The 12941-nt window shown below is 72.7% G+C and carries 8 protein-coding genes; 6 read left to right on the forward strand and 2 right to left on the reverse strand.

Features of this window, described 5'->3' with window-relative positions:
• Positions 1-89 precede the first annotated feature (89 nt).
• The 3 genes from KF840_03860 to KF840_03870 all read left to right on the forward strand — a co-directional run bounded on the left by KF840_03860 (position 90) and on the right by KF840_03870 (position 5957).
• Entirely contained in the window at positions 90-3194 is a 3105-nt protein-coding gene (locus KF840_03860; protein MBX3024027.1) for a transglycosylase domain-containing protein, read from the forward strand.
• Positions 3195-3325: 131 nt separating this feature from the next.
• Complete coding sequence (locus KF840_03865) at positions 3326-4621, forward strand: hypothetical protein (protein MBX3024028.1); 1296 nt, start codon at positions 3326-3328, stop codon at positions 4619-4621.
• A 184-nt stretch (positions 4622-4805) separates the two neighbouring features.
• On the forward strand, positions 4806-5957 hold the full coding sequence (locus tag KF840_03870; GenBank protein ID MBX3024029.1) for a hypothetical protein: 1152 nt from the start codon (positions 4806-4808) through the stop codon (positions 5955-5957).
• A gap of 168 nt (positions 5958-6125) precedes the next feature.
• On the opposite strand, the gene KF840_03875 is transcribed toward KF840_03870, so the two are convergent.
• Positions 6126-6539 carry a hypothetical protein gene (locus KF840_03875; protein ID MBX3024030.1) on the reverse strand — a complete coding sequence of 138 codons (414 nt, stop codon included), beginning with the start codon at positions 6537-6539 and terminating at the stop codon, positions 6126-6128.
• Between the two features lie 75 nt (positions 6540-6614).
• Between KF840_03875 and KF840_03880 the strand changes: the two genes are divergently transcribed.
• Entirely contained in the window at positions 6615-10823 is a 4209-nt protein-coding gene (locus KF840_03880) for a DEAD/DEAH box helicase (protein MBX3024031.1), read from the forward strand.
• Between the two features lie 25 nt (positions 10824-10848).
• Here KF840_03880 and KF840_03885 read toward each other — a convergent pair whose 3' ends face one another.
• Positions 10849-11253 (reverse strand): hypothetical protein, encoded by a 405-nt coding sequence (locus KF840_03885; protein MBX3024032.1) that lies wholly within the window; start codon positions 11251-11253, stop codon positions 10849-10851.
• Positions 11254-11438: 185 nt separating this feature from the next.
• Here KF840_03885 and KF840_03890 point away from each other — a divergent pair, with 185 nt between their 5' ends.
• The gene (locus tag KF840_03890) at positions 11439-12020 is read left to right on the forward strand and encodes a TIGR00730 family Rossman fold protein (protein ID MBX3024033.1); all 582 of its coding nucleotides are present in this window, start codon (positions 11439-11441) and stop codon (positions 12018-12020) included.
• Between the two features lie 108 nt (positions 12021-12128).
• The gene (locus KF840_03895) at positions 12129-12941 is read left to right on the forward strand and encodes a substrate-binding domain-containing protein (protein ID MBX3024034.1); all 813 of its coding nucleotides are present in this window, start codon (positions 12129-12131) and stop codon (positions 12939-12941) included.

Raw genomic sequence — 12941 nt, forward strand, 5'->3', positions numbered from 1 at the left:
GGCCGGCGCGCCGGCCGCGGCATCTTACAAAATGCCGCTTGCGTGATCCTCGCCGTGGTCGCATAGTTGCTTCGCGGTCGACCACGGCAATGGGCGCTGACGTTCTCGTAGGACACGCTTCGTCATCGCCCGATCTCAGCGGCAGCCTCGCTGCCGCTCCGCGCCGGCGGCGGCGCTTCGTCCGCTTCGTCTTCTGGTCGTTCGCCGTCCTGCTGGCGGTCAGCATCGCGGTGGCCATCGGCTACGAGCTGCAGACCTCGGCCCTGCAGGCCTATCTGCTGCCGCGCTACACGGCGAAGATCACCTACAAGGTCGCCGAGGGCGCGAGCCCGAGCATCGCCTTCCCGCGCGGCGCGCCGTTCGACGACCGCCTCGGCTATTCGCGCATCGGCGACTTCCAGCGCCGCCTGGAGGAGCGCGGCTTCATCGTCGATCGCCAGGCGGTGGTCTCGCCGGAGCTGATCCAGCTCCTCGACCTCGACATCGCCCCGCCCTACCGCGAGCCGCTCGTCGCCGGTCTCACCATCCACGGCATGAACGGCACGCGGCTGTACGACGCGGCGCGGTCGGCGCGCGCCTTCCGCAGCTTCGACGACGTGCCGCCGCTGCTCGTCCAGACCCTGCTCTTCATCGAGAACCGCGAGCTGCTGGCGCCGATCGACCCGCGTTCGAACCCGGCCATCGAGTGGGATCGCATGGCCAAGGCGAGCCTGCTCTACACCGGCAGCAAGCTCGGCCTGAACGTGCCGATCCAGGGCGGCAGCACCCTCGCCATCCAGCTCGAAAAGTACCGCCACTCGCCCGACGGTCGCACCAGCTCGCCGCTCGACAAGCTGCGTCAGGTCGCTGGCGCCACCCTCAAGGCCTATCGCGAGGGCGCCGACACCCGCGGCTGGCGGCGCCAGATCGTCGTCGACTACCTCAACACCGCGCCGCTCGCCGCCGCGCCGGGCTATGGCGAGATCTACGGCATGGGCGATGCGCTCTACGCCTGGTTCGGCATCGACCTGAAGGACGTGAAGGCGCGCCTCGCCAACCCGGAGGCGCCGCTCGAGGAGCGCGCCAGCGCCTACAAGCACGCCCTGGCCCTGGTCATCGCGCTGCGCGCTCCGACCTACTACCTGCAGCGCGATCGCCTGGCGCTCAACCAGAAGGTCAACGAGTACACCCGCCTGCTCGAGAACGGCGGCGTCATCGAGCCGGCCCTCGCCGCCGCCGTGCGCGAGGCGCCGATCGAGTTCCTCAGCCGCGCCCCGGTCGCGCCGCCGCTGCCGTTCGCCCACAAGAAGGCGCCGAACGCGATCCGCACCACCCTGCTGCAGTATCTCGACGTGCCGAGCTTCTACGAGCTCGATCGCCTCCACCTCGAGGCCGACGGCACCATCGATCTGCCGCTGCAGAACACCGTCGAACGCCTGTTCGCCAACCTGGGCGACGAGAAGTTCGTGCGCGCCAACGGCCTGACCGGCGAGCGCCTGCTGCGCAACGCCGATCCCACGCAGGTGGTCTACAGCCTGATGCTCTTCGAGCGCACGCCGCAGGGCAACTTCCTGCGCGTCAACGCCGACAACCTCGACCGGCCGTTCGACATCAACGGCGGCGTCAAGCTCGACCTCGGCAGCACGGCGAAGATGCGCACCGCCGCGCACTACCTCGAGGTGGTGGCGCTGCTGCGCGACGAGCTGGCCGGCCGGCCGCGCGAGGAGCTGACGGCGCTGGCCAAGGCGAAGAAGACCAGCGACCCGCTCACCGCCTGGGCGGCGGAGACGCTGGCGGCGACGCCCGACATCGCGCTCGACGACCTGCTGCAGCGGTCGCTCGATCGCAAGTACTCGACCAGCACCGGCGAGACCTTCTTCACCGGCGGCGGCCAGCACGTGTTCGGCAACTTCACCAAGGACAACCCGCCGACCCTGATGCTGCGCGATGGCCTGCGCACCTCGAACAACCTGGTGTTCGTGCGCACCATGCGCGACCTGGTGCGCTACCACACGGCGCGCCTGCCCTACGACGCCGACGCGCTGCTGAACGACCCCAAGTACCCCGATCGCGAACGCCTCGTCGCCCAGCTCGCCGACGACGAGGCGCAGCAGCATCTCGAGCGCGCCTTCAGCCGCTACCATGGCCTGACCACCGACGCGGCGGTCGCCAAGCTGCTCGGCTCGAAGGCCAAGAACCCGCGCCAGCTCGCGGTCCTCTTCTACGCCTGGAAGATCGGCACGACGCCGGCGCAGCTCGGCGACTGGCTGCGCACCCTCGGGTCGCCGGTCGACGACGCCACCGTGCAGCGCCTGATGCGCGCCTACGGCGGCAAGCTCACCCTGCTCGACTACGGCTACCTGGTCGGCCGCCACCCGCTCGAGGTGTGGACCGCGGGCGAGCTGGTGCACGAGCCGGGCACCAACTGGGACGCGCTCCTCGAGCGCAGCGCCGCCGCTCGCGGCCAGGTGTCGCAGTGGCTGCTGCGCGCCAAGCTCGGCCAGGCGCAGCGCACCCGCATGCGCATCTACATCGAGCGCGACGCCTTCGCGCGCATGACGCCGTACTGGCAGCGGCTCGGCTTCCCCTTCAAGCACCTGGTGCCGTCGCTGGCGACGGCGATCGGCAGCTCCTCGGATCGCCCGGCGGCGCTCGCCGACCTGATGGGCATCGTCGTCAACGACGGCAAGCGCCTGCCGATGCTCCGCCTCACCGAGCTCCACTTCGCCGAGGGCACGCCGTACGAGACGGTGATGGTCCCCGACCCGAAGGCCGGCGAGCAGGTGATGCGCCCCGAGGTCGCCCGGGCGCTGCGCGGCGCGCTCGCCACCGTCGTCGAGGCCGGCACCGCCCGCCGCCTCGCCGGCGCTTTCAAGGACGCCAACGGCAAGCCCATTCCCACCGGCGGCAAGACCGGTTCGGGCGACAATCGCTTCAAGACCTTCGCCCGCGGCGGCTTTCTCAAGTCGTCGCGCGCCGTCAGCCGCACCGCGACGTTCACGTTCTACGTCGGCGACCGCTACTTCGGCGTCATCACCGCCTTCGTCCCCGGCCAGGATTCGGACAAGTACGAGTTCACCAGCGCCCTGTCGGTCAGCGTCCTGCGCCTGCTCGCCCCCGCCATCAACGCCCGCGTCGCCGGCAAACCCCTGCCCGACCAGCCCGAGACCGAGGGCCTCGCGACCTCGCGCCCCGTCCAGCGCACCGGCGGCTGATCCGCCGCCACGCCGACAAACGCCTTCTCGCCTCTTCCCAGCGCCGAGAAGTGGCGCGCCGCGGGGGCACCGCCTCGCGGCAACGCGAACCTGGGCACGGGGTGTGCTCCTCCGCTTCACTGGAGGACGAGATGCGCACGCGCGGGCGCGGCGGAGTGTTGGCGTTCGCCATCGCGATCGCCATCGGCGGGGCGGCATTCCAACGTGCCGATGCCGCCCCGTGCGTCGGCGATTGCGATGGCGACGGCACGGTGACCATCAACGAGCTGATCACCGGCGTGACCGTCGCCCTCGGCGGCGCGCCGGTGTCCGCCTGCGCGGCGTGCGATCGCAACGGCGACGGCGCGATCACGGTCGAGGAGCTGATCGTCGCCGTCACCCACGCGTTGCTCGGCTGTCAGACCGCGCCGACGCCGACGGCCACGCCCGGCTCGCCGACGCGAACGCCGACCCGCACGCCGACGATGTCGACGACGCTCGAGCTCTTCGACGTCGGCGCCAACTTCTTCAGCATCCGCAAGCCGAAGGGTTGGGAGGTCCACATCGGCGGCGTCTGCAGCACACTGGGCATCCTGCTGCGCGACCCGGCGGTGCCGATGCGCCAGGCCTTCTACTTCGGGCTCATCGGACCCGTGTACCTGAAGGAGGCGCAGCGCCAGATCGATCAGGCCTACATCGATGGTGGCGGCTACAACTTCATCACCTGGCTGGATGCCCCCGCGGTCGACCCGCTGACCGCCGAGAACTTCTTCGCCCACTGGCCGCGGATCGCGGCGATGAAGGCCGCCAGGGAGTTCCTACCCGAGTTCCCGCCGCTGACCGACCTCACCGCGGTGACGACGACGCCGCAGTCCTCCGTCTTCCCGGGTGGCGATGCCGCCCTGGTGCGCGGCGTGTTCAGGGATGGCGAGGCCGTCGGCCAGGGCCAGTGGCTCGGCACCACCTGGGTCTTCATGCCCTTCACCGGCGTTCCCGGCGGCGGCACCGGCTACGGCAGCATCATCCTCGGCGTCACCGCGCCGATGCGCGAGTTGCAGACCGTCGAGGCGACGCTGATCGCCAGTCTCGACAGCTTCACCGTCACCCAAGCGTACATCGACTGGTGCCGCCTGCAGTCGAGCCAGCTCTGGGGCGCCGTCGCGCAGGCCGGGCGCACGCTGAGCGAGACCTCCGACCTGATCGCCGAAGGCTGGCAACAGCGCACCCAGGCATCGGACATTCTCGCCGAGCAGCGCTCCGACACCCTGCGCAGCGTCGAACGGGTCTACGATCCGTCCACCCGCCAGGTCTACGAGGTGCCGCTCGGCTGGTACGACGCCTACGACACCCACCGCGGCAACTACTCCCTCGACGACCTGCAACTCCTCCCCAGCAACGACTACGGGCTCTGGACCTCGCTGCCCGCCGACGGCGGCCAGATCCACTGAAGGCCGGTTCAGGTCTGTCGGGCGGCCCCTCGACGCAGCAAGATTGCGGTTTTGCCCTCTGATCTGCTACACACCGCGCCGGCCGTCGAAAACGGGGACAGCGCTTCGGCGGTTGGCAAAATTGAGCCTTTGTTGCCGACCGGTATGGGCTATGATGCCCCCCGCGATTCGAAAGGAGTCGAATATGCGCAGGCAGAGGATCCTCCCGACGCTCAACGTTTCCCGGCCTCCCTTCGAGTCGGCCCTCCGGCAGATGGGCCTGGTCGCCATCGCGATCGCCATCGTCGCGCTCGCCGGTTCCCGGGCGGCGGTCGCCGTCTGCAATTTCAGCGGCCCGAGCGGCATCTGCGTCTCGCCCGAAGAGTGCGACGACGGCAACATGGTCAACGGCGACGGATGCAATAACGATTGCACCATTACGACCGGCTATTCGTGTACCTGTGCTGGAGCCTCGGGCGGCGCGTCGGTCTGCACCGCGCACACGCCGACCCGGACGGCGACCAGGACAGCGACGCGCACCGCCACGAGGACGGCGACGCGCACCGGGACGGCGACCGCCACCCGGACGGCGACGCGCACGGCGACCGCCACGGTCACCGATACGCCGCAGGACACGCCGACCAACACGCCGACGCCGGAGGACACCCCGACCAACACGCCGACTGCGGAGGACACCCCGACCAACACGCCGACGCCGGAGGACACCCCGACCGTTACGCCGACTGCGGAGGACACCCCGACCGTCACCGGGACCCCGGACGATACGCCGACCGCCAGCGCCACGGCTACCAGCACCGCGACGCGCACGGCGACGGCGACCGCTACCGTGAGCAACACGCCGACGAGCTCCTCGACGCGCACGGCGACGGGCACGGCGACGGTCACCAGGACGCCGGCCAATACGGCGACGGTCACTCAGACGCCGGTCGCGACGGCGACCGCCACCCCGAGCCCGCCGTCGCTCGACGGCGGCGTCGAGGTCGGCGATGGCTCCGTCGGCGGCAACGGGTCGCCGAACTGCCTCATCGACATCTGCAAGATCGGCGGCGGCGGGACGACGCCGAGCATGCCGCCCTGTCAGGCGCCGGATTCGGTGATCGGCATGGGCATGTCGAACGGCTCCGGCAAGTTCAACATCCCGGTCAATCCGCCGCTCGCGCTCGGCGAGTGCATCTACGCCTACGACACCTGTTCGATGCTGGTCAGCCCGACGCAGTGCGCAACCGCGCCGGCGCCGGCGCCAGCGCTGTCCAGGACGGCCCTGCTCGTCGCGGTGACGATGCTGAGTCTCATCGCCCTGCTGGCATTCCGGCGCCGCAGGGACTCGTCGTCCTGAGCAATGCGGCCGGGACGGGCGGTGCTGACGCGCCGTCCGTCCCGGCCGGCGATGCCGTTCCCGCGGCATCCGGCTCCACCGTTGGCGGTCGGGCGGCAGTAGCCCGCCGACCGACGAGCACGGGGCGCGCGCCTGCTCTCGCGCCCAAGTGACCCCACCCGGGGGAGGTCAGTCGTTCGGTCCGTGCCCCAGCGGCTCGACGGCGCCCGGCGCGGGCTGCACGCCGTCGTCGTCGACCGGCACCGCCTCCTGCAGCTCGCCGTGCTGCGGCTTGCGCTCGCGATGACGGGACGCGTCGTCGCCGATCCCCATCATCTCGCGCGGCCGCGGCGCCACCGCGGCGCCCTCGTCGTCCTCGGAATCCGTGCGCCGACTGTCGACCGGCCCGTCGAGCGGCATGGACTCGTCCGGCATCGACTCCCTCGGCATCGCCTCGTCCGGCATGCTGTCGAGGGGGCGCCAGTCGCCCGCCTCGCCCTCGAAGGTGCGCGCGCCGCCCCAGTCGTCGTCCGCGGCGCGCGCCGGCGCGAGCGCGAGCACGCCGGCGGCGAGCACGACCGACGCGATCGACGTCCAGCGCATGCCGCGACGACAGCACCGCGCCCCGGGCGGCGTCAAGCAGTAGCCGGGGCACGGTCCGTGCGGTACACCTGACCCGTGTTTCATCCGCTGGTCGCTGGCTGGTTCGACGAGACGTTCGCCGAGCCGACCGCCGTGCAGCGCGCCGGCTGGGCGCACATCGCGGCCGGGCGCGACACGCTGCTCGCGGCGCCGACCGGGTCGGGCAAGACGCTGGCGGCCTTCCTCGCCGCGCTCGACGACCTCGCCCGCCGCGCCCTCGCCGGCGCGCTCGAGGACCGCATCCACGTCGTCTACGTCTCGCCGCTCAAGGCGCTCGGCAACGACGTGCAGAAGAACCTGCAGGCGCCGCTGGCCGGCATCGCGGCGCGCGCCGCCGCCGCCGGCACCCCGCTGCCCGAGATCCGCGTCGCGGTGCGCACCGGCGACACCCCGGCCCGCGAGCGCCAACTGCAGGCGCGGCATCCGCCGCACATCCTCATCACCACCCCGGAATCGCTCTACATCCTGCTCACCGCCGCCGGCAGCCGAGCCCTGCTGCGCCAGGCCTCCACCCTGATCCTCGACGAGATCCATGCCGTCGCCGGCGACAAGCGCGGCGCCCACCTGGCGCTGTCGGTCGAGCGGCTCGACCGCCTGGTGGGCGGCGGCCTGCAGCGCATCGGGTTGTCGGCGACGCAGAAGCCGATCGCCGAGGTGGCGCGCCTGCTGGTCGGCAGCGGACGCGACGCACCCGACGGCGCGCCGCGCTGCGCGGTCGTCGATGCCGGCCACCGGCGCGACCTGCGGCTGCGCGTCGAGGTTCCCGATCAGGAGCTCGGCGCCATCGCCAGCCAGGAGCTGCGCGGCGCGGTATACGACCGCATCGCCGCGCTGGTGGGACAGCACCGCACGACGATCGTCTTCGTCAACACCCGCCGTCTGGTCGAGCGCGTCGCGCACGCGCTCGGCGAACGCCTCGGCGAGGCGCGGGTCGGCGCCCACCACGGCAGCATGTCGCGCCAGCAGCGGCTCGCCGTGGAATCGGGCCTGAAGAGCGGCGCGCTGCCGGTGGTGGTGGCCACCGGCTCGCTCGAGCTGGGGATCGACGTCGGCGCCGTCGACCTGGTCTGCGCCCTCGGCGCGCCGCGCTCGCTGGCGCAGCTCCTGCAGCGCGTCGGCCGCTCCGGCCACTCCATCGGCGCCGTGCCCGAGGGCGTGCTCTTCCCCTTCACCCGCGACGAGCTGGTGCAGTGCGCCGCCGCGGTGCGTGCCGTCGAGGCCGGCGTCCTCGACGCCCTGACGATCCCCATTGGCAGCCGCGACGTGTTGGCGCAGCAACTGGTGGCCACGGTCGCCAGCGAGGAGGAGATCGCGGTCGACGAGCTGTTCGCCCTGGCGCGACGCGCCCATCCGTACCGGGACCTGCCGCGCGCGACCTTCGACGCGGTGCTCGACATGCTCGCCGAGGGCGTGGCGACGCGGCGCGGGCGGCGCGCCAGCTACCTCCACCTCGACCGCGTCCACGCCATCGCCCGGCCGCGGCGCGGCGCCCGGCTCACCGCGATCACCGGCGGCGGCGCGATTCCGGACACCGCCGACTACGAGGTGGTCGAGGACGCCACCAACGCCCGCCTCGGCACGGTCAACGAGGACTTCGCCATCGAGAGCCTCGCCGGCGACGTCTTCCAGCTCGGCCACCACGCCTGGCGCATCCGCCGCGTCGAGGCCGGCCGGGTGCGCGTCGTCGACGCCACCGGCGCGACCCCGACCATGCCGTTCTGGCTCGGCGAGTCGCCGGCGCGCACCGCCGAGCTGTCGGCGGCGGTCGCCGACCTGCGGCGCGAGCTGGCGAGACGGGCCGGCGATGTCGACGCGGCAGCGCGCTGGGCGATGCGCGAGGCGCACGTCGACGCCGCCGGCGCCGAGCAGCTCGTCGCCTACCTGCGCGCCAGCGTCGCGGCGCTCGGCGCCGTGCCGACGCTGGACACCATCATCGCCGAGCGGTTCTTCGACGAAGCCGGCGGCATGCAGCTCGTCCTGCACGCGCCCTTCGGCGGCCGCATCAACCGCGCCTTCGGCCTGGCGCTGCGCAAGCGTTTCTGCCTGACGTTCGACTTCGAGCTGCAGGCGGCGGCGACCGACGACGGCATCGTCATCTCGCTCGGCGAGCAGCACAGCTTCCCGCTCGAGACCGTCTTCGGCATGGTGCGCGCGCACCGCTTCCGCGACGATCTCGTCCAGGCGGCGCTGCAGGCGCCGATGTTCGGCACCCGCTGGCGCTGGAACGCCACCCGGGCGCTGGCGCTGCCGCGCGTCAGCGGCGGACGCCGCGTGCCGATGCCGCTGCAGCGCATGCGCGCCGACGACCTCCTGGCCGCCGTCTTTCCCGCCCAGGCGGCCTGTGGCGACAACCACCCCGGCCCGATCGAGCCGCCGCCGCACCCGCTGGTCGACCAGACGATCGCCGACTGCCTCGACGAGGCGATGGACGCCGACGGCCTGCAGGCGGTGCTGGAGGGGATCGAGTCGGGCGCGATCGGCACGCTGGCGGTGGAGAGCGCGGCGCCGTCGCCGCTGTCGCACGAGCTGCTCAACGCCAATCCCTACGCCTTCCTCGACGACGCGCCGCTGGAGGAGCGGCGGGCGCGCGCCGTGGCGCTGCGCCGCACCGATCCCGACCTCGCCGCCGGCGTCGGCGCGCTCGACGCGGCGGCGATCGCCGAGGTGCGGCACCAGGCCTGGCCGGCGCCGCGCGACGCCGAGGAGGTCCACGACGCGTTGCTGACGTTGGGGGTCCTGCCCGCCGCCGACGCCGCCGCCTGGCGGCACTGGCTCGAGTCGCTGCGGGCCGCGGGGCGCGTCGCGGTGATGACGGGCGCGTCCTACGCCGCCGCCGAGCGCGGCGCGCTGGTGCGGGACGCGTATGGCGACCGCCCGCTCTCCGAGCGCCTCGACGCGGTCCGCGCCATCGTCGGCGGCTGGATGGATTGTCTCGGACCGACGACGGCGGCGGCGCTGGCGCAGCGGCTCGGCTTCGACCTCGCGACGGTCGAGGCGGCGCTCGAGCGGCTCGAGGCGGACGGCAACGTGCTGCGCGGTCGCTTCACCCCTGGCGCGCCGGGACCGGAGTGGTGCGCGCGCGGCCTCCTGGCACGCATCCACCGGCTGACCCTCAACCGCCTGCGGGCCGAGATCGAGGCGGTGGCGCCGGCCGACTTCATGCGCTTCCTGTTCGCCTGGCAGCACGCGGCGCCGCACGCGCGCCTGCGCGGCCGCGACGGCGTGCGACTGGCGATCGCGCAACTGCAGGGGCTGGAGCTGCCGGGCCCCGCCTGGGAGCGCGACGTGCTGCCGGCGCGCATCGAGGAGTACGACGCCGGCGATCTCGAACACCTCTGTCTCGCCGGCGAGGTCGTGTGGGGCCGACTGTCGCCGCCGACCACCGATGACGGCGCGCAGGACGCCGCCCCCGCGCGCCGCCGCCAGGCGCCGACCCGCAGCGCGCCGCTCGCCCTGGCGTTGCGCGCCGATCTCGGGGAACTGTTGGCGCCGCTCGACGACGAGGTCGCGGTGCTGAACGAGCGGACGCCGGTCGCCCAAGCGGTGTTCGCCCATCTGCGGAGCCGCGGCGCCTCCTTCCTCGCCGACATCGCGCGCGCGCTCGGGCGGCTGCCGAGCGAGGTCGAGGACGGTCTGTGGGAACTGGTCGCCGCCGGGCTGGTGACCGGCGACGGCATCGCCGGCCTGCGCACCCTGCTGCTCCCGGAGCACGAGCGGCGGCCGCGCCGCGGCACCCACCTGCGGGCACTGGCGGGCGGCGGGACGCGCCGACTCATGCCGGTCGGCCGCTGGGCGCTGCTGCGCGAGCAGTCCGCGACGGACCGCGACCCACCGCAGCGAGCCGAGCGCGCCGCGCGCCGCCTGTTGCTGCGCTGGGGCGTCGTGTTCCGCGACCTGCTGGCACGCGAACGCGGCCTGCCAGCGTGGCGGGCGCTGCTCGCCGCGCTGCGCCGCCTGGAAGCGCGCGGTGAGATCCGCGGCGGGCGCTTCGTCGACGGCTTCGTCGGCGAGCAGTTCGCGCTGCCGGAGGCGCTGGACGCCCTGCGCAGCGTGCGCCGGCGGCGCGACGAGCAGGTGGTGGTGGTCGCCGCCGCCGACCCGCTCAACCTGGCCGGCATCGTCACCGCCGGCGCGCGCGTCTCGCCCTTCTCCGGTCTGGTGCTCGCCTATCGCGCCGGCGTGCCGGTGGAGATCGGCGAGCTCGGCAGCGTCCGCTCGCGGCTGCGGGCGAGCGCCGGTGGCTGAGGCCGGCGCCGCGCCGCGCGCCGCGTCAGGCGGCCTGGCGAACCACGGCGCGGCCGGCGACGCGCTCGCGCAGCCAGGCGTTCACCCGGTCGCGCACCCACTCCGGCTCGATCCGCAGCACCTCGCAGATGCGCAGGAACGAGTACGGCCACTGGCCGTCGTCGGACCGCACCCAGCGCAGCGCCGCGTTGGCGCGGATGCGGTCGCGCCCGTCCGGCCGACGCCAGCGCACGTCGGCGATCGCCTGCGCCAGCACCGCCGCCGCGAGGCGCACCTCCGGGGTCCAGTGCGACGCGCTCGGCAACTGCGCGGGCAGGATCTCGCCGCCCTGGATCATGTCGCGCAGGACGCCGATCGACTCCTCGTCGCCCGTCCACGGACGCTGCGGCGGGTCGACGGTTTTGGGCATCTTCACGGTCACGACTGCCATTGCTCGTTCTCCCTTCGCCATGGGGCGATGCCCATCACCAAGTTCCGTGCCGTGTCAGGTGCATGGCGCATTGCGAACGGTTATGGCGTGCTGACCACCACGTCGGACGGCTCGCGCTCGCGGCGGGCTGTCACCGGAATTCTGCTTTCAAACCGAGCGTCACTTTTTTGATGGCCGACGTCCGACTGCGCAGAGTCTGTGTCTTCTGCGGCTCCAGCCCCGGAAACTCGCCGGAATTCGCCCGCGCGGCCGAACGCCTCGGCCGAGCGCTGGCGGAGGCCGGAATCGGGCTCGTCTACGGGGGCGCCAGCGTCGGCCTCATGGGCCGGCTCGCCGACAGCGCCCTGGCAGCCGGCGGCGAGGTCGTCGGCGTCATCCCCCGCGCCCTGGTGGACCGCGAGGTGGCGCATCACGGGCTCGCCGACCTGCGGGTCGTCGGCTCGATGCACGAACGCAAGGCCCTGATGGCCGACCTGGCCGACGGCTTCGTCGCCCTGCCGGGCGGCCTCGGCACCCTCGACGAGCTGTTCGAGATCCTCACCTGGGCCCAACTCGCCCTGCACGCCAAGCCAGTCGGGCTGCTCGACGTCGACGGTTACTTCGCCCCCCTGCTCGCCTTCCTCGACAGCGCCGTCGCCGCCCGCTTCCTGGCCCCGGCCCACCGGGCGATGCTGCTGGTGGCCGACGACCCCGCGGCGCTGCTCACCGCGTTCCGCGGCTACACTCCACCGCCCCCCTTCAAATGGATCGACCGGCCGCAGCGGTAGCGCCGGCCTGGTTCGACCGGCGCGGCGACGGCGGCGCGGCGCGCACGGCATCCAGGCCACCCGTCTGGCGATTGCTCCTCCGATCGACCTGAGATAAGGCGACGCGCCGTGAGACGCTGCCGACTCCTTCTCATCGCTGCCCTCGTCGCCGCCGGGGCATTGCCCGCGGCAGCGCAGGAGCATCTGCGCCTGGCAACCACCACCAGCACCGAGAGCTCGGGACTCCTCGGCTATCTGCTGCCGGCGTTCGAGCAGGCGTTCCACCTCCAGGTCGACGTCGTCGCCGTCGGCTCCGGGCAGGCGCTGACGCTGGCGGAAAACGGTGATGTCGACGTCGTCCTCGCGCACGCGCCAGCGCTCGAGGAGGCATTCGTCGCCAACGGCTTCGGCGTCAACCGCCGCGGCGTGATGTACAACGACTTCGTCATCGTCGGCCCGCCGGACGATCCCGCCGGCATCAGGGGAACGGCGGCCGCCGACGCCTTGAAGACACTGGCGGCGAAGCAGGCGACGTTTCTCTCGCGCGGCGACGAGTCCGGAACCCACATCAAGGAGAAGGAGCTGTGGACGGCGGCCGGCATGGCGCCGAGCGGCGCCTGGTACCGGCGCGCCGGCGTCGGCATGGGCCAGTTGCTGCAGATGGCCGACGAATTGCGCGCCTACACGCTCACCGACCGCGGCACCTACCTGTCGCGCAAGCAGAAGGGCGACCTGGCGATCCTGGTCGAGAAGGAGCCGGTGCTCTTCAACCCCTACTCGCTGATCGCCACCAACCCGGCGCGCCATCGCACCGTCAAGTACATCGCCGCGATGGCGCTGATCGCCTGGATGACCTCGCCCGAGGGCCAGCAGCGCATCGCCGCGTTCCAGATCGACGGCCAGTCGTTGTTCATCCCCACCGCAGTGCCCAGCGCGCCTTGA

This window comes from bacterium, assembly GCA_019637795.1.
Taxonomy (GTDB): Bacteria; Desulfobacterota; Binatia; order HRBIN30; family CADEER01; genus JAHBUY01.